The 17,002-nt window shown below is 57.6% G+C and carries 21 protein-coding genes and 1 pseudogene; 9 read left to right on the top strand and 13 right to left on the bottom strand.

Annotated elements, in window-relative coordinates; all coding sequences use genetic code 11:
* Positions 1-56 precede the first annotated feature (56 nt).
* The 3 genes and pseudogenes from ACYSMN_RS21020 to ACYSMN_RS21030 all read left to right on the top strand — a co-directional run.
* A pseudogene (locus tag ACYSMN_RS21020) lies at positions 57-308 on the top strand (GH25 family lysozyme); the annotation flags it as partial.
* Between the two features lie 226 nt (positions 309-534).
* Positions 535-870, top strand: coding sequence for a septal ring lytic transglycosylase RlpA family protein (locus tag ACYSMN_RS21025; protein ID WP_488925965.1), 336 nt, complete (start codon positions 535-537; stop codon positions 868-870).
* Between the two features lie 33 nt (positions 871-903).
* Positions 904-1,098, top strand: a complete 195-nt coding sequence (locus ACYSMN_RS21030; protein WP_488925884.1) for a hypothetical protein — start codon at positions 904-906, stop codon at positions 1,096-1,098.
* Positions 1,099-1,200: 102 nt separating this feature from the next.
* Here ACYSMN_RS21030 and ACYSMN_RS21035 read toward each other — a convergent pair whose 3' ends face one another.
* Positions 1,201-1,620, bottom strand: a complete 420-nt coding sequence (locus tag ACYSMN_RS21035; protein ID WP_488925885.1) for a DUF6799 domain-containing protein — start codon at positions 1,618-1,620, stop codon at positions 1,201-1,203.
* A gap of 251 nt (positions 1,621-1,871) precedes the next feature.
* The gene (locus ACYSMN_RS21040) at positions 1,872-2,207 is read right to left on the bottom strand and encodes a winged helix-turn-helix transcriptional regulator (RefSeq protein WP_488925886.1); all 336 of its coding nucleotides are present in this window, start codon (positions 2,205-2,207) and stop codon (positions 1,872-1,874) included.
* Between the two features lie 115 nt (positions 2,208-2,322).
* On the opposite strand from ACYSMN_RS21040, the gene ACYSMN_RS21045 reads away from it, so the two are divergent.
* The 3 genes from ACYSMN_RS21045 to ACYSMN_RS21055 all read left to right on the top strand — a co-directional run bounded on the left by ACYSMN_RS21045 (position 2,323) and on the right by ACYSMN_RS21055 (position 4,407).
* Positions 2,323-2,916, top strand: a complete 594-nt coding sequence (locus ACYSMN_RS21045; protein ID WP_488925887.1) for an FMN-dependent NADH-azoreductase — start codon at positions 2,323-2,325, stop codon at positions 2,914-2,916.
* Positions 2,917-3,100: 184 nt separating this feature from the next.
* Positions 3,101-4,039, top strand: coding sequence for a DnaJ C-terminal domain-containing protein (locus ACYSMN_RS21050; protein ID WP_488925888.1), 939 nt, complete (start codon positions 3,101-3,103; stop codon positions 4,037-4,039).
* Positions 4,040-4,074: 35 nt separating this feature from the next.
* Positions 4,075-4,407: a MerR family transcriptional regulator gene (locus ACYSMN_RS21055; protein ID WP_488925889.1), complete on the top strand. Its 333-nt coding sequence runs from the start codon at positions 4,075-4,077 to the stop codon at positions 4,405-4,407.
* Positions 4,408-4,451: 44 nt separating this feature from the next.
* Here the strand turns inward: ACYSMN_RS21055 and ACYSMN_RS21060 are convergent, their stop codons facing one another.
* The 7 genes from ACYSMN_RS21060 to ACYSMN_RS21090 all read right to left on the bottom strand — a co-directional run bounded on the left by ACYSMN_RS21060 (position 4,452) and on the right by ACYSMN_RS21090 (position 9,135).
* Positions 4,452-5,189, bottom strand: coding sequence for a ZIP family metal transporter (locus ACYSMN_RS21060; RefSeq protein ID WP_488925890.1), 738 nt, complete (start codon positions 5,187-5,189; stop codon positions 4,452-4,454).
* Between the two features lie 146 nt (positions 5,190-5,335).
* Complete coding sequence (locus ACYSMN_RS21065; protein WP_488925891.1) at positions 5,336-6,085, bottom strand: class I SAM-dependent methyltransferase; 750 nt, start codon at positions 6,083-6,085, stop codon at positions 5,336-5,338.
* 162 nt (positions 6,086-6,247) lie between these two features.
* Entirely contained in the window at positions 6,248-6,499 is a 252-nt protein-coding gene (locus ACYSMN_RS21070; protein ID WP_488925892.1) for a heavy metal-binding domain-containing protein, read from the bottom strand.
* Positions 6,500-6,509: 10 nt separating this feature from the next.
* Positions 6,510-6,863, bottom strand: a complete 354-nt coding sequence (locus ACYSMN_RS21075; protein ID WP_488925893.1) for a hypothetical protein — start codon at positions 6,861-6,863, stop codon at positions 6,510-6,512.
* 51 nt (positions 6,864-6,914) lie between these two features.
* On the bottom strand, positions 6,915-7,541 hold the full coding sequence (locus tag ACYSMN_RS21080; protein ID WP_488925894.1) for a hypothetical protein: 627 nt from the start codon (positions 7,539-7,541) through the stop codon (positions 6,915-6,917).
* 96 nt (positions 7,542-7,637) lie between these two features.
* Entirely contained in the window at positions 7,638-8,498 is an 861-nt protein-coding gene (gene nadC, locus ACYSMN_RS21085) for a carboxylating nicotinate-nucleotide diphosphorylase (protein WP_488925895.1), read from the bottom strand.
* A 238-nt stretch (positions 8,499-8,736) separates the two neighbouring features.
* Complete coding sequence (locus tag ACYSMN_RS21090) at positions 8,737-9,135, bottom strand: DUF4783 domain-containing protein (protein WP_488925896.1); 399 nt, start codon at positions 9,133-9,135, stop codon at positions 8,737-8,739.
* Positions 9,136-9,280: 145 nt separating this feature from the next.
* Here ACYSMN_RS21090 and gpmI point away from each other — a divergent pair, with 145 nt between their 5' ends.
* Positions 9,281-10,828, top strand: coding sequence for a 2,3-bisphosphoglycerate-independent phosphoglycerate mutase (gene gpmI / locus ACYSMN_RS21095; protein ID WP_488925897.1), 1,548 nt, complete (start codon positions 9,281-9,283; stop codon positions 10,826-10,828).
* Positions 10,821-11,381 (top strand): hypothetical protein, encoded by a 561-nt coding sequence (locus ACYSMN_RS21100; protein ID WP_488925898.1) that lies wholly within the window; start codon positions 10,821-10,823, stop codon positions 11,379-11,381. The genes gpmI and ACYSMN_RS21100 overlap by 8 nt, the downstream gene beginning before the upstream one ends.
* Before the next feature lie 496 nt (positions 11,382-11,877).
* On the opposite strand, the gene ACYSMN_RS21105 is transcribed toward ACYSMN_RS21100, so the two are convergent.
* The 4 genes from ACYSMN_RS21105 to prfA all read right to left on the bottom strand — a co-directional run bounded on the left by ACYSMN_RS21105 (position 11,878) and on the right by prfA (position 15,899).
* Entirely contained in the window at positions 11,878-12,459 is a 582-nt protein-coding gene (locus ACYSMN_RS21105) for a hypothetical protein (protein ID WP_488925899.1), read from the bottom strand.
* 94 nt (positions 12,460-12,553) lie between these two features.
* Complete coding sequence (locus ACYSMN_RS21110; RefSeq protein WP_488925900.1) at positions 12,554-12,979, bottom strand: secondary thiamine-phosphate synthase enzyme YjbQ; 426 nt, start codon at positions 12,977-12,979, stop codon at positions 12,554-12,556.
* A gap of 135 nt (positions 12,980-13,114) precedes the next feature.
* Positions 13,115-14,647 (bottom strand): hypothetical protein, encoded by a 1,533-nt coding sequence (locus ACYSMN_RS21115; protein ID WP_488925901.1) that lies wholly within the window; start codon positions 14,645-14,647, stop codon positions 13,115-13,117.
* Positions 14,648-14,828: 181 nt separating this feature from the next.
* Complete coding sequence (prfA, locus tag ACYSMN_RS21120) at positions 14,829-15,899, bottom strand: peptide chain release factor 1 (protein ID WP_488925902.1); 1,071 nt, start codon at positions 15,897-15,899, stop codon at positions 14,829-14,831.
* Positions 15,900-16,039: 140 nt separating this feature from the next.
* On the opposite strand from prfA, the gene ACYSMN_RS21125 reads away from it, so the two are divergent.
* The gene (locus ACYSMN_RS21125; protein ID WP_488925903.1) at positions 16,040-16,672 is read left to right on the top strand and encodes an HD domain-containing protein; all 633 of its coding nucleotides are present in this window, start codon (positions 16,040-16,042) and stop codon (positions 16,670-16,672) included.
* Positions 16,673-17,002 lie beyond the last annotated feature (330 nt).

Genomic DNA, 17,002 nt, shown 5'->3' on the forward strand with positions numbered 1-17,002 from the left:
GCACCTTTCGTTTTTTCTCCCGCAACATCCTCTAACCGAACTCACACCAAGCGTTCTACTCTAATTATAGTTTCTACAAGCGTTATCTCGCCGGCCATTTCGATAAGTATCCGCTTTGGCTGGCGCACTACGAAGTCGACCAACCCAGCCTGCCCCGCGAAAAATGGCTTATCTGGCAGCACTCCGATGAGGCCTACATTCCCGGCATTCGCGGCGCCGTGGACTTCAACGTGTTTCAGGGCAACTTTAAGACGTTGTTGGCCCTGCGCATCCCTTCTAAAACCAGCCGGGAGCCGCAGCTGCGTTAGACGCTACGCACAATTGAGGAGTTGGCGGCGTTTGCGTAGTATTGCCGAGTTGAGTGGCCAATGACGCTATTGGCGCGGCCACCAGCGGCTCGATAGTAGTGCCTTGCCCATGAATAAAAGTTTTCCTCCTCGGTGCGCGCCATTTTCCTCTACTCGGCTCAACAACCGTGCAGCTACTTCAACCTTGCTTGGCTGGCGGGTGATGCTCGTAGTTGCCTTGCCTTTAGTGCTCTTGCTTGGATCTTGCGCGGGCCGCGGCTCGGCTTTCACGCAAACTGGCCAAGCCTCGTACTACGCCGACAAGTTTGACGGGCGCAAAACGGCCAGCGGTACCATTTATCGGTCTGAGAAACTCACGGCCGCTCACAACACCTTGCCGTTCGGCACCGTTGTGAAAGTCATGAACCCCCGCAACCGCCGCTCCGTCAAGGTTACCGTTACGGACCGGGGCCCGCACGCCAAAGGCCGCGTAATCGACCTATCGAAGAAAGCAGCTCGTAAAATCGATATCATTGGCGCTGGTGTGGCACCGGTGAAGCTCAAGGTGGTCAAGAAAGGCTAGACTGGAGCTGCTTTGCTCTGCAACTCGTTTCCTATGCGCATCAAGAAGAAAGTTACCTGGACTATACCCGCTAAACCCGGCCGCTTTGTGGCTCTGGAAGCCTTCATCAAAGCCGCCGAAACGCAGCAGTGGTCGGAAGCGGAAGTGCAGTTCGTCATCAATGAAGTGGTTGAAGCGCCCGACGATACGGAAGCCTTAGCCATCCTCAGCGACTACACGCAACGCTAGTCACCGCAGAAGTTCTAGCCAGCAATGCCATCGACCCACAAAAACAACAGGGCGCGCCGGATTTGGTCCGGTGCGCCCTGTTTTGTAAGCAAAAAACTCTACTTATTTCTTTTTCTTCTTCTTGCCTTTGGCCTTCGGGTCGATTTTCGCGGCCTGTTTGAGGCTATCCTGCTCGGCTTTCATAGCGGCGGTGGTTAGGCGGCCGCTCAATGATAGATAGTCGCCTTCTTTCATGACAACAGTGGTGCCATCGGTCATGGTCACGGTACCGTCGGGCATCATCTTAGTACCGTTGGTGAGGCTGGTTTCCTGGAGCACGGGGTTGGTGTGGCCCTGCTGCGTGAGCAGCAGCTTCCCTTCCTTCATAACCGCGCCATCTCTGACGGCGGCATTTTTGCTCACCATTCGAGCGGCGGGCTGCACGGGCCTACGGGGTGGCAGTTTAGCTTGAGCTTGGGCGGCGACACTGCCAACGGTCAGCAGTAAAGCCAGAGTGCAGAAGAACGAGGCAACTGGTTTCATGAATGCGTTTGTGTGAGAAAGGGAAAAGACAAGAAACGACTAAGAGCGTAATCTACAAAAGCAGGGCCAATTATGCATCAAAAGTCCTAGCTCCACTGTCGTTTAGGAAAAGCAAGGCTAGTTTTTCTCGCCGAAACGCAATTTCCTCTTTCTTTTGCCTAGTTCGTTCTGTCTAAGTTCCGTTCAAAAATAACTTAGCCCAAGCAGTAGCTCTAGCTAGCCACTACACGCGTGCTTCAAGAGCTCGGCTTTCAGGCTAGTTTGTGCTCTTCCATGTGCTGCGTGCCCCACTCGTGCATTTCGCGCAGCAGCGGACCAATGCTTTGGCCAGCTTCTGTGAGGGCATATTCCACGCGGGGCGGCACTTCAGCATAAATGGTGCGAGTGATAAGCTGGTGCTGCTCCAGTTCCTTCAACTCTTTCACCAACATGCGCGGACTGATGCCCTGAATTTGACGCTCCAACTCGATGTAGCGCTTAAGGCCCTGCCGTAGCAACGAGAGAATGGGCAGCTTCCATTTGCCACCGAGAAGGTCGAGGGTGTACCGAACCGGGCACCGCTGTCCAGAATTATTTTCGCAAGTCATATGCTTGGTTTTCAATGTTACTCACAAAAAGGTAATTAATACACATTCATGTGTCTACTAACAAATGTATAGTAATGATTATAACTAGCCCATCTAACTCCTAAAAACCTGAAAAATGAACGTTCTCGTAGTGAATTCCAGTGGCCGGGCTGAGCAATCGGTAAGCCGCAAGTTGGTGCAAGAGCTGCTGAACCAGCTGCATTCGCACCACTCAGATTTGCACGTTACCCACCGCGACGCCGCCAGCGGCCTGCCTTTCGTCAACGACACCATGATTGGTGGCTTTTACATTCCGGACGAGCAACATACGCCCGAACAGCGCCAGGCACTGGCCTTCTCCAATGAGCTAGTGCAGGAATTAACGGCCGCCGATGTGCTGGTGCTAGGCTCGCCCGTGTATAACTTCACAATTCCAGCCGCGATGAAGGCTTATATCGACTTGGTGTGCCGGGCCGGCCTTACGTTTAAGTTTTCGGAAGCTGGACCAGAAGGTTTGCTGAAGGGCAAAAAAGCTTATATAGTTCTCACCTCGGGCGGCACGGAAATCGGCAGTGCGTATGATTTCGCCACTCCTTACCTGCGGCAGGTGCTAGGCTTCATTGGCATCACCGATGTGGAGCTCATCAGCGCCGACCGTCTCAACCTGCTAGGTGAGCAGCCGCTCTGGACGGCCCGGGAAGCCATTCAGCAAATCCGGCTGGTAGCCTAAACGTTTCTGCGCACCAACTAGGCATTAAAAAAGCCTCTGCCGTTGCGCAGAGGCTTTTTTCATTGTATCATAGCTTGTACCTCAAAGCTGTAGGCAGGCCAACTACATAGCCGCAATTTGCGTTTCAAGTCAGGCTTTTTGGTTTTTCCTGTTTCCCTTTGGTTTTCCGCCCTGTTTGCCCCTCATGGATTACAAAGACTATTACCAAGCATTGGGAGTGGACAAAACTGCCACCACCGACCAAATTAAGAAGGCGTATCGTAAGCTGGCCCGCAAATACCACCCCGACGTGAACCCCAACGACCCGGAAGCGGAGCGTAAGTTCAAGGAAGTGAATGAGGCTCACGAGGTGCTTTCTGACCCTGAAAAGCGGCAGAAATACGACCAGCTCGGCGCCGATTGGCAACGTTACCAGCAGGCCGGAGCCGGCCGCGGTGCGGGCGGCTTCGACTGGAGCCAGTACCAGCAGCAAGGCGGCGCGGGTGGTTTTGGTGGGTTCGGGGGCGGCTTTAACGGGGGAGATTTTGGGGCAGACGCTGACTTTTCCGACTTTTTCAGTTCCATCTTCGGTAACACGGGCGGCGCCGGCGGCCGCAGTACCCGCGCCGGGGCCGGCCAAGATTACCAGGCTGAGCTAGAACTGACGCTGGAAGACGCCTACCAGGGTGGGCCGCGTACGCTCACCGTCAACGGCAAAAACCTACGCCTCACTATCCAGCCCGGCGTCGAAGACGGCCAAACTATTCGGCTCCGGGACCAAGGTGGCCCCGGCCGCAACGGTGGCCCCAATGGCTCGCTCTACATTACGTTGCGCGTGCGACCCGATGCTCGATTCGTACGCAACGGCAACGACCTGACCCAGGAAGTGCAAGTGCCGTTGTACCGGGCGCTGCTCGGTGGCGAGCAGGTAGTAGAAACGCTAGCGGGACCCGTCAAAATCAATATCAAGCCGGAAACCCAAAACGGCACGCGCCTACGCCTGCGGGGCAAAGGCTTTCCGGTGTATAAGCAGGCGAGCCAGTTCGGCAATTTGTACCTACGCCTCACCGTGCAGCTCCCCCAGAACCTTACCGACAAGGAAAAAGAACTCCTGCGCCAGCTCGCTGCTCTGCGCGGCTCGTAGTGGCGCGGAAACCAGCCGCACCTTTTCTATCTGCTATGGAAACGCACTTCATAACCATCAGCTACCACGATTGCGCCACCCAGTACGAGTTGAGCGAGGTTGATTTGCGGGGCTTCGTGGAGCTCGGCTTGCTCGGCGCCGGCCCCACCACCGATACCATCCGCGACGAGCCGGACCACCTGGCACTACTCGCCCGTTTGCATCACGAACTCGGCCTCAGCCACGAGGGAATTGATGTGGTTTTGGCTATGCGGCAGCGCCTGCTGGCCCTGCAAACGGAGCTAGCGCACCAGCGTGCCCGAGCCCGTCAGTTGGAGCACATGCTCCGAAGCAACGGGCCTATGCTAGATGCGGATGATTGGTTGTGAAATGTATACTCAACGCCAAAACCGGCTCTGCAACGTTACCAGGTCTACAGCAATTCTACGACCAGCGCCAGCGCAGTGCCAGCCAGCGTAGCGGCTAGCTTGGGCCAGTTCAGTCGATGCTCGGGGCTGGTTTCAAACAGGATGGTAGTGGATACATGCAGGAAATTGCCGGCGACGAAGCCGAGCAGCGCCGCATACAAGCCGCCGCTAAGCAGTTGCTCCAGCACCACGTAGTTGCTGACGATGATACCCACCGGCGCGGCCAGCGCAAACAGCACCAGAAACGGTAATGCCCGCCGAAAACTGCCCAGACGCAGCAACAACGCCGCCATCAGCGCAAAGGCGGCCGGAATATGGTGCAAGGCCACACCCGTCAGGATGGCGTAGAAATTGTCACTCACTGTGCCCGCTTCGGGCGCTTTTACAAGAATGCTGCCTTCCAGAAAAGAGTGAATGACCAACGAAAACAGCAGCAGAAACGGCACCCGCCCCGCGTGTGCCGTGTGGTGGTGTACGTGCCCGTGTTCCACTCCCTGCGAAAACACCTCCAGCACCAACTGCCCAAAGAAACCCGCCAGCACGAAATAGCCAATGCGGTGCATATTGCCGGGCACCAGCAGCAGAGCCTCCGGCAGCAGATGCGTAATCGTGAGCGTGAATAAATACGCCCCACTGAAAGCCAGCAGCGGCTTCATCCAGGTAGTGCTGGCCGTTGGCACCAGCCGGGTAGACCAGCCGGCCCCCAGCACGGTAAGAAACAACAGCAAAACAGCGAACCACATATTGATGTGCTAATTTATTGATGTGTTAATGTGTTGATTGCCGACTTTGACGTTTTGGCTTTTCTGTGCTGTTGGATTGGTGTGCTAATAGAGAATGACAAGGCTGAAACAGCACATTAGCACACCAATAAATCAGCACATCAACTTCATTTTTTAAGCACGAAGATCATGCGGGGGCTGGTGGCTTCGTGATACGGTTGCAAGTGGTAGTCGCCGAGGATTTCCACCAGCCGCAGGCCAGCCATCTGGAAATACTCTTCAAACCGCTCCCGGCTTAGGGCCCGCACGCGTTCCTCGTAATGGTGGTGCTGGCCGTTGGGTGCTTCGAAGTCAATTTCCTTCACGATGAAGTCCCGGTCGAGGTGGCGATAGAGCTGGAACTCGATGCCGCCCGCAGTTTTGCGCTCGTGCGTCACCAATTCTCGTACGGTGCGCTCCGTGTTCAGAAAATCGATGACCATCTTACCACCCGGCCGCAACGCCGCCGTGGCGTTACGCAACGCCACCACGTTCTCGCTCTCGTGCTGAAAGTAGCCGAAGCTAGTGAACAGGTTGAAAATGAAATCGAATGGGCCGTATGGCAGCGGTTCGCGCATGTCGTGCACGTGAAAATGCAGGTGAGCGTGGGCGTACTGCCGCGCCGCCGCAATGTTCTGCGCCGATAAGTCGAGTCCCGTTACATCGTAGCCCTGCTGGCTCAGGTAGATGGAGTGCCGCCCTTTGCCGCAGGCCAGGTCCAGCAATTGGTAGGTGGGCTTGGGATGCAGGTGCCGGAGCAACGCATCAATAAACGCCCGCGCCTCCGACTCATTCCGGTCGTGGTACAGCAAGTGATAATACGGCGAATCGAACCAGGTACTGAACCACTCTGGCTCAACGGCAGCTTGTGCGAACATACATGACATCTGAGCCGGCTTTACACGCTTGTGGCAAGCCGGCAGGCATAAGACAAAGTTACTTGCAACAATGTTACAAAATACCTTCATCAACAGCAGTTCCACGTACTGCCCGGCGCGTGAGACACCGCCAGGAAGTACGTGGAACCGAAATGAGAACTTTTACTGAACAGGCGCTTTGTACGCAGGATTAGGCTCAAGCGCCATCCCGCACACCGGGCAGCTACCGGGTTGGTTGCTAGCGCTGCCGTCGCACTCCATCGGGCAGATATACGCAGCCGCTACTGCCGAAGCAGCGCTGCTGTCGGCTGGCGCGGTGCTGGTTGGCTGCCCGGCAGAGCGGCTTTCACAGCTAGCTAGAACGCCGAAGCATAACAGCGTCGCCGCTAATGTGCGGAAAGAAAAAAGGCGCATGGGCGAGCTACTACTGCTTGTTGGCCTTATCCGGGTCGGTGGCAGTGGCTTTCTCGTCTTTGGGCTCGTCGCTCTTGTTCTCCAGCGTTTCGCGGCTGTTGGCCGAGGTGGCTTGCTGCGCGTTGGGTAGTTCTTTCTTTTCCAGCGTCACATGGGAGCTAATAGGCCGCTCGATGGCACCACCTTTCTCCTGGCTAGGAGCAGCATCGGTGTGCTGGTCGAAGTTATCGGAAGAGCGGGTGCCGGGCTCTACCATGTCTAGCGACACCTTCTTTTCGGGCCGCCAGTCTGAGGGCTCGGTGCTGCATGCAGACAGGGAAAGAGCGGCAGCAGCCAGGGCAGAAAGCAGAACTTGCTTATTCATAAGGAGAAAGAGAATGAGTTGAGAGGAAAGAAACAGCGTCCAGAGCAGGCTTTATTTTGCGTCGGGGGCGGGAGCGGCGGGCAGCAGGTTCTTGCGGCGCAGCATAGCCTCGAACAGCTTCTGGTCGTTGGGCGAGTTGAAGATCTTGAACGGAACGTGCAGGAACATGGGGGTCTCGAAGGTGCGCGCCACCCAAGCCCGCCAGCCGGTGACGTCGGCGGGCACGTCTTGGTTGCGGAACCAGAGCAAGTAGCTGTCGGGCTCGCGCTTCACTTGGCCAATCATTTCCCAGTTTACGCCCATGCCACGGCCTTCTTTTTCGTTCTGCATCAGGCCAATCTGGCGCTGGTCGATGACGTAGCTCATGCGCTCGAACAGGGGTTTAGTCTGTTCTACCTGGGTTACGGCCGTAATCTGCGAGGAACGCAGCAGCACGAACAGCAGTGTAAGCACCAAGCCGGCCGTCAGCCACCACCACGAGGGCCAGATGGCCGCTGGCAGCACCCCGATGGCAAACGGAATGAGGGCGTACCACCACTCCTTACGCCACACACGCGCCATGGCCACGCGAGTGTAGAGGTTGGAATCGAGCTGGTGTTTTTTGGTACGAATAGCCAATGGCGAGCCTACTTGCTGCTGTTGCTGCCGGTGGCCGCCGCGTTGGTTGGGGAGTTGCATGAAGGTAAATGGTTGAATTGCTGAATGGTTAAATGGTTAATTGCTCTTATAGATTCCTGAACGGCCAACCATTTAACCATTCAGCAATTCAACCATTCAAAAAGCTTTTAAGCTCAAATCGAGGCTTTTGGTGGAGTGGGTAAGGGCTCCTACGGAAATAAAGTCGACGCCGGTGGCGGCTACTTCGGCAATGGTCTGCTCCGTGATGCCGCCGCTGGCTTCGGTGGCGAAACGGCCATTGATGAGCTGCACGGCTTCGCGGAGCTGGGCCGGCGGCATGTTGTCGAGCATGATGCGGGCGATGCCGCCGGTATCGAGGGCTTGCTGGACTTCGGCCAACGTGCGGGTTTCAACTTCGATGGGCAACTGGCGGCCAGTGCGAGCCAGGTAGGCGTGCGTGGCTTCAATGGCCTGCCGAATGCCACCCGCGTAGTCCACATGGTTGTCCTTGAGGATAATCATGTCGAAGAGACCGTAGCGGTGGTTTACGCCGCCCCCGATGAGCACCGCCCACTTTTCGCAGAGGCGGAAGTTGGGCGTGGTTTTACGGGTATCGAGCAGGCGGGCTTTGGTGCCGGCCAGCAGGCTGGTGAGGTAGGCCGTGTGCGTAGCAATGCCGCTCATGCGCTGCATGCAATTAAGCACCAGTCGCTCGGCCGTAAGGATGCTCTGGGCCCGGCCTTCTACGGTCAATACTATATCGCCGTGCTTGATGCGGCTGCCTTCCGACAGCAACGGTTCCACGCGCAGGCTAGGGTCTACTTCCTTGAAAATGAGCAAGGCTAGCTCCACGCCGGCCAACACGCCGCTGTCCTTGACCAGTAGCCGGGCCCGGTTTTGGGCATCGTCTGGAATGGCTGCTAGCGAGGAATGGTCGCCGTCGCCGACGTCTTCGCGGAGGGCGGTGCGGATAAAATCAGTAAGCGCTTCGGGCGTGAGGTAGGGGGTGTTTTGCACGGCGCAAAAATAGCAAAAAGGCCCCACTACCCGGTCATATCAGCAGAACATAGCCGCCGATGCGCGGAATGCCGTGTCATTGCGAGCGGAGCGAAGCAATCCTTCCTCTCCGTGCGCTGAGCTTCATTTAAGCAGAAAGCCCCTGACGTATGACAACGTCAAGGGCTGGTCTTACAAGTGAAGGTCTCCGCAGATAGAGGAAGGATTGCGTCGTCGTGCCTCCTCGCAATGACAGGGGTTATTCTTTGGTGAAGTCCATGGTATCAATGCGGAGGGTGCCGTTGGCGTTTTTCATCTTGACGAACACCCGGTACGCGCCGGTTTTGCCGTTGTACTTGCCGATGGCGTAGGGAATGCCGCCCTGGCTGGAGCCCTGGTGCATAATCTCAAAAGTGACGGGCGCAGTTTTGGCGAAGAAGTCTTTCATGACGAACTCGGCCTGCGTGGCGCTGTAGCTTTGCCGGTCGCCATCGAAGCTGATGTCGACGGTGGCACCGAAGTACTGCGACAATTCGCGGGAAGAAGCGTTACGCAGAGCGCTGCGTACAGCTCCGAATGCCTCGCCTTGTGCATGGGTCACTACCGAAGTCAGCAGCAGCCACGCGAGCACGAGGGCTTGGGAGAAGATACGTTTCATCTTAGAGGAGAAAATTCTTCATGCAGTACGCTAAAATTATGCCAACCCTCCGCTACGTGGGAGGCCACCGCCCGGTTGTTTGGGGCGAGATAGGCAAGATAAGAAAATGCCGCTTGTCCGCCGCGGCCCCCCTATCTTTGCCCGCATGAACAAACAGGTATTGTTGGTGATTCTCGACGGCTGGGGGCTGGCGCAGAACAAGGAGGTTTCGGCCATCGACAAGGCCCGGACGCCGTTCGTGGATTCGTTGTTTGAGCGGTTTCCACACAGCAAGCTGCAAGCCTCGGGCGAAGCCGTGGGCCTGCCCGACGGGCAGATGGGCAACTCCGAAGTCGGCCACATGAACATTGGGGCCGGCCGCGTGGTGTACCAGGACCTGGTGCGCATCAACAAAGCTATTCGGGAGCGGAAACTGGGCACTATGCCGGCGCTGGAAAAAGCCTTTGCCTACGCCCGCGAAAACGCCAAGCCCGTGCACCTGATGGGCCTGCTCTCCGATGGCGGCGTGCACTCCCACATCGAACACCTCAAAGCCTTGTGCACCCTGGCCCACGACGCCGAGGTGCACAACGTGTTCATCCACGCCTTCACCGACGGCCGCGACACCGACCCCAAGGGCGGCGTTAGCTACGTCAACGACCTGGAGCAGCATTTGCAGCGCGGAGCCAGCGGCAAAATTGCCTCCATTGTGGGGCGCTACTACGCCATGGACCGCGACAACCGCTGGGAACGGGTGAAAGTGGCGTACGATCTGCTGGTGAACGGCAAGGGCACGGAGTCGCAGAACCTGATTCAGAGCATGCTCGACTCGTACAAGGAAGGCGTGACCGATGAGTTCCTGAAGCCCATTGTGAAGGTGGGTGCCGACGGCCTGCCGCTGGCCACCATTCAGGAAGGCGACGTGGTAATCTGCTTCAACTTCCGCACCGACCGGGGCCGCGAAATCACGCAGGCCCTGACGCAGCAGGATTTCAACGCCTTCCAGATGCGGCGGCTGAACCTGCACTACCTCACCATGACCAACTACGACGCCACGTTTACGGGCGTGACGCCGATTTTCGAGAAAGACAACCTCGAAAACACGCTGGGCGCGATATTGGAAGCCAACCACAAAAAGCAGATCCGCATTGCGGAAACCGAGAAGTATCCGCACGTAACGTTCTTCTTCTCGGGAGGCCGCGAAAAGGAATTCGAGGGCGAAACCCGCATCCTGCGCAACTCGCCCAAAGTAGCCACCTACGACCTCCAGCCCGAAATGAGCGCCTACGAGCTGCGCGACGCGCTGGTGCCGGAGCTGCAAGCCAAGTCGGCGGATTTCGTGGTGCTCAACTTCGCCAATACCGACATGGTGGGCCACACGGGCGTGTTTGAAGCCGCCGTGCGAGCCGCCGAAGCCGTGGACGAATGCGCCAAAGACGTAGTGGAAGCGGCTCTGGCCAGCAACTACGCCTGCATCGTTATTGCCGACCACGGCAACGCCGAGTACATGGTGAACCCCGACGGCTCGCCCAACACGGCCCACACCACCAACCTCGTGCCCTGCATCCTGGCCGATACCGACTACCACGGCACGCTAGCCGATGGCAAGCTCGGCGACATCGCGCCGACGGTGCTGGCGCTCATGGGCCTGCCGCAGCCGGCCGATATGAGCGGGCAGAGTTTGCTGCAACCTTCCGCTGGTGCGCGTGCCTAGCCGCTGTTGGAGCCTGGGGTTGCTGCTGCTTACTGCCTGCGGGCCGGAAGATGCCGCGGTGCGCCCCAACCCGGCCAACCGCAAGCCCAGCTACTTCGACGTGAAAGGGTTTCTGGACGCGCAGGTAGCCCGACTCAACCAGCAGCAGCCCGCCGTAGAAAAGCAAGTGCAGCTACGCGACGGTAGCGCCGAAACCACCCGCGTCACCAAACTCGATTGGAGCAAGGAGTTGCAGGTCTTCTACCAGGCCGACATCAACAAGCCCGCCTTGCGCGGCGCGTACACCGTGACATCGGGCCCCGGCGGCCGCAGCTACCAGCGCAACCCCGGCCTCGACGCGCCCGTGACGCAGTTAACCGTAGCCGGTGCCGATTCAACGCCCGAGGTGCTTACGGCCGTCATCAAGCAGGATAATGCGCTGTTCTACTCGGAGAAGAAACTGCGGCTACGCACTCGCAACGGTCTGCTCTCGGAGTACGAAGTGGTAGGAGTGCAGAAGCTGGTCATGTTCGATACGGTGCGCTATTCGGTGCGGACGCAGGTGGGGCAGTAGGTTGCGGCGGCTGTCCGGGCAGGCGGCTCTTCGCTGCCTGTTGCCGCTTGAACAGAGGCGGTACAGCGTCAGCTTACATCGACCGGGCGGGCGGCGAAAAGCCGCCTGCCCGGAAACAAACGGCGCGTTCTGCTTCCATTACTTCACTAGCTGCTCCGTGGCTTGTCCCACCTCGGTTTTAGACACCTTGGAGTGCCTCGGGACTTGTGTTGGGGCATTTTTGTGTTTACGAAAGCACCCCGGGACTTGTGCCGAGGTATTTTCACGAATGCGGAAATGGTTCGGTACAAGTCCCAGGGTGCTTTTCAACTTGTGGAAGCGGCCCGGTACAAGTCCCGAGGCGCTTACGCAGTTCCTAGAGTGCCTCGGGACTTGTACCGGGCCGCTTCCGTAACTCTTGGAGTGCCTCCCGACTTGGCGCGGAGCACTTTTGCGCAGCAAAAAAGGCTTCCCGAGTACTCGGGAAGCCTTTTTCAAGTTTCTGAGCGGCTCCGCCTCAATCCAGGTAGGGCTGCACGCGGGCTAAGCTGGGCTGGCCGGCCGTGAAAGTGGCGGATACGTTGTTGGCCCGCTCGGTGTCGCGGAGGCGGAGCTGGCCGCAGGGGCCGCCGTTCTGCCGCGTAGACTCCGTGAGCGTGGCGCGCAGGCGCTGGCCATAGTTGGGGCGGAAATTGGTAATGACGGCCTGCCGCAGCAAATCCTTCTCGGAAGTCCGGTAAAACTCGAACTCGTTGCCTTGGTGGCGGAGCGTGAGAATGGTATCCGTCTGGTTGGCTTCGTGCACGTTGCGGAACGGCTTGCGGGCCGTGACTTTGGCTCCGGCGCGCAGCAGCTCTTCCACCGTAGGCTCGGCCCCGAAAGGCTGCCCGGCTAATGTGTCGTTGGTGAGCGTGCACACGGCTTTGGGCGCGCTCGGCGGTTGGGGCGGGGCCACGGCCACCCGGCGGCGCGTAGGTCCGGGCTCGGAGGCGGCGGTATTCGTCTGCTGTTCATCCGCGCAGCCAAACAAGCTCAGCGCGGCGGAGAGCAGCACGCCGGGCAGCGACTTGGAGACGAATAATAGAACGGCGGAAAACATGGCACGGAGGTCGGAGCATTTCGGCTTCATACGCAACCATTTACGGAGCGGCTTGCCAAAAGGTCCATTCCGCTGCCGACTTTCTGCCGCTAATTTACTCCGTGCCCATGAGCGTGGCCACCACCCAGCGCCGGCCGCCGTGGTTGCGGTGCTCGCCCAGATAAATGCCCTGCCAGGTGCCCAAGGCTAGTTCTCCCTCGGTAATGGGCACGCTCACGGCGTGGCCCAGCAGGGCCGCTTTCAGGTGGGCCGGCATGTCGTCGGGGCCTTCCAGAGTGTGGCGAAAATAGGGGGCGTTTTCCGGCACGGCTTGGTTGAAGTACGCCTCAAAATCGGCCCGCACGGTGGGGTCGGCGTTTTCGTTGAGGCTGAGGCTGGCGGAGGTGTGCTGGATGAAGAAGTGCGCCGTCCCGATGCGGATTTGCTCCAGCTCGGGCAGCTCGGCCACCAGCAGATCGGTAATGAGGTGGAAGCCCCGGCGCACCGCCGGCAGCCGCAGACGTTTCTGGAAATACAGCATATGGAATATGTTAGTGCGTAGTGCTTGGTGCCTAGTGCTTAGAAGTACACACTTCCATTCCGTCGAAAGCCGATACCACAAACGCCTACTTCTTACCTCTAAGCACCAAGCACTAGGCTCTAAGCTCTACAACCACTAGGGGTTTACGCGCTCGTAGGCTCCTAAGTCGGGCGCGGTGGTGCTGCGCTGCTTGTTGAGCAGGTCGCGCGGTACGGCGGAGTTGAATAGGGCTTTGTTGCTAGCGGCCGAGAGCGTGTCGAGGCGGTAGTCGTACTTGTCGCCGAAGTTTTCGGGGGAGCGTTTGAACTTCGGGTTCTCGTTCAGGATGTTGTTCAGGGCCTGGTTTCCCAGTCCTGGTTTGTCGGTGGCATCCGTGGCAGAGGCGTAATCCCGGGTGCGGAGCAGGCTGTTGCGGATGTTGATGCTGCTGCGGTATTGGTCACTGTTTTCGAAGAACAGCTCATCCTGAATCGAGCCCCACACGATAGAATTGTTGATGTTGATGCTGAGGGTCATCGGGGCCACCAGCGGCCGGTTAGTGGCTGGCTCGTTGGTGAAAGTAAGGGACTTATTTTCGCGCCGGAACGACGGCGTGTAGTTGGCGATGGTGCAGAAGTTCAGGTTATAAATACCGCCGACGCCCGCTATAGCGTACTCGCCGCAGTTAGTAAACAGGCAGTTGGTCAGGTCGAAGTCGCCCGAGAAGCTCAGCACCCCGGCTCCGTCGAAGCTTTGGCCCCCATTACCCGCGGTAATGTTGGAACCGGAGATATTGCGTAGCAGCGTGTTGCGCACCGTTACTTTGGGATGAGGCCGGTTGCGAGGGTTGAACACCAGCAAGCCAAACGAAGCATTTTTAATTTCAGTGAAGTTCACCACGTTGTTGCGGCTGCTGCTGGCATCAAACTGAATGCCCAGCCACTGCCCCGGTATCTCGTTGTAAAACGGCTCCAGCCGGTCGCCCTGGAAACGCACGAAGGTTTCTCGGTCGTCATCTCTCAACTCGCCAGAAGGCTGGGTATTCTCGTTGATGAGCAGCGTGCCGCGTACCACCAAGGCCGAGCCGCCGTGCACGTACACGCGCGTGCCGGGCTGAATACGCAGCGTACAGAGCGAATCCACTAGTACGGCGCCGTAAATAACGTGCGGCTTGTCGTTGGGCCAGACCGTGGTGCTGGGCGCGTCGCTGGTACCAATCTGCTCCAACACGTGGAAATAGGCGTTCTGCCCGTAAGCTACCAGATCCACGTGCTGCTCGTTATCGTTGGTGCTGAACAACAGCTGGTCGGTTACAAGGAACGGCTTGAGAGCCGACGTGGCGCCGAGCCTGGCCTTCACCAGAATCAATAGGCTGTCCTCGCCCCGGATTTCGAGGCCCGCGGCAGCCGGCAGCTCGTCGCCGTTGATGATGAGTGAATAGGTGCCGGGGTTGGTATCACTGAGCCGGATCTGGTCCACCTTCACGGCACGACTGTTCCGGTTGTACACCCATAGGCGCTTGCTCACGGTGCCCACCTGCGCGAAAACCGTGTCGAAGATGACCGTATCGGCCGAAAACTCCAGCTTGGCGCTGCCGTCGGTGGTAAGTATATCTTCCTTCGGCTCACAGCCCGGCAGCAGGCACAGAAAGGCCGAAAGAACAAGCAGCAACGGGAGTAAAAAGCGCATAGCTGGTTTTTGGTGATTGGTTTTTGGTTCTTGGCTGCTAATAGATTGGCTCACTGGACTCATTCTTATGAGACTATAATGGGAGAAGCGGAGCTTACCAACGACCAAAACCCAATCACTGGTATAATAGGATAAGCAGAGCTTACCAACAGCCAAAAACCAATCACCACAAACCAAAAGCCTATCCTACTCCTTCCTTCAGGCGCTCGGCGCTTTCGGCCAGGCGCAGCTGCTCCACGAAGTCGTCGATGTTGCCGTCCATTACGCTGGCCAGGTTGTGCACCGTGTAGCCGATGCGGTGGTCCGTGACGCGGCCTTGGGGGTAGTTGTAGGTGCGGATTTTGTCGGAACGGTCGCCGCCGCCAATCATGCTCTTGCGGGCCGCGCCTTCGGCTTCGTTCTTCTTGGCCAGCTCAATCTCGTAGAGGCGCGAGCGAAGCACCTGCAAGGCTTTGTCGAAGTTCTTGAGCTGCGACTTCTGGTCCTGGCACTGCGCCACGAGGCCGGTGGGTAAGTGCGTGAGGCGCACGGCCGAGTACGTCGTGTTCACCGACTGCCCGCCGGGACCCGACGACATAAACAGGTCTTTGCGCACCTCGTTCATGTCGATTTGCACGTCCAGCTCCTCGGCTTCCGGCATCACCACGATGGAGGCTACCGACGTGTGGATGCGGCCCTGCGTTTCGGTGGCTGGTACGCGCTGCACGCGGTGCACGCCGCTCTCAAACTTGAGCTTGCCGTACACGTCCTCGCCTTTCACGGCTAGAATAATTTCTTTGTAGCCGCCCGAAGTACCTTCGGTGGCGTCAATCAAATCCATTTTCAGGCCCTGCTTTTCGGCGTAGCGCATGTACATGCGCTGCAAGTCGCCGGCAAAGATGGCCGCTTCGTCGCCGCCCGCTCCGGCCCGGATTTCCATGATAACGTCCTTGGAATCGTTGGGGTCTTTGGGCAGGAGCAGGTCCTTGATAACGGCTTCGAGGCGCTCCTGCTCGGGGTACAGCGCTTCGAGTTCGTCCTTCGCCATTTGGCGGAAGTCCTCGTCCTTTTCGGTCGCAATCACCTCCTTGGCTCCGTCGATATTGGCCAGTACGTTCTGATAGGCTTTATACTCGGCCACGATTTTGCCGAGGTCCTTATACTCCTTATTTAGGGCTTTGAAGCGTTTCATGTCGCTCATGGCCTCCGGCTGCGTGAGCTGCTCGCTCACGTCGTTGAAGCGCTGTTGAATGGCTTCCAGTTTATCTAGCATCTTGCCTGCGGGGAATTGTATTGGTAGCCCCAAAGGTACTGAAAACTCAAAAGCATAATTTCGGTTGCTCCGAGTAACACTTACTCTTCAGTTGTAGTATCAGAAGTTCTTTAAGTTTGCTTTGACCTAACATTTCAGCCATGCCAGCTACACCTGCCCAGTTACGAGCCGTTCTCGATGTTTTGAAACTAGCTGAACGGCTGAAATTTGAACTGCGCCACAGCTACCTGTCCAGCGGACGTCAGGAAAGCGTTGCCGAGCATACTTGGCGGATGTCCCTGATGGCTATTTTATTAGAGCCACATTTGGAGCAGCCGGTGTCCATTGAGAAGCTTCTGAAGATGATAATTATTCATGACCTTATAGAAGCGGAAGCTGGGGATATGTCGGCTCTGGATGTCTTGCGCAATCCTGCGTTGCGCGTTGAGAAGCAAGAAAGAGAAGAGGCTGCGATAGAGCACCTCCGTCAGATGCTAGGCGCTCCCGTGGGGGAGGAGGTCTACGCCCTTTGGTATGAGTTTGAAGCCAAGAGCACATACGAAGCGAGAGTGGCAAATGCTATTGATAAGCTTGAAGTACAACTTCAACACAACCACGCGGACTTCTCTACCTGGGAGCCTATCGAATATGATATGAGCTACATGATGGGTCAGCATGTAACGTTCGATCAGACGCTACAGCTTTTCAAAGACTTGATCGAGCGGGAAGCGGAGCAGAAGATGAGTGCGGCTGGCGTTGACGTAGCGGTAGTTAGAAAACGAGTTCTAGGCTAAAAGGAGGTTGCAACAAGGAGCAGCTAGAGCGCGGTTGCGGGGCGGCGTGTAGCGCGACATCGTTGCACGACAAGCGTTGTTATGGCGCGGTTCCAATCGTTCAACCTCAGCAACGATACGCGAAGCCGGAGCTTCGCGCTACACGCCAGTCAGTACGCCAATCCAAGAACCGCTGTAAAACTATTTTTCGTCTGTTTCTGCTTGCCGCTCTGCTCTTTCAGCCAAAGTTTTCTACTTTGGGCCCGTTCTCCGCGCGCTTATGCTTTTGCTCACCGCTTCAAGCTTCCTCTTCCGCGTCCCGGCTGCCACTCCACTGACAGTCACAGGTAC

The organism is Hymenobacter sp. M1-2 (assembly GCF_057808495.1).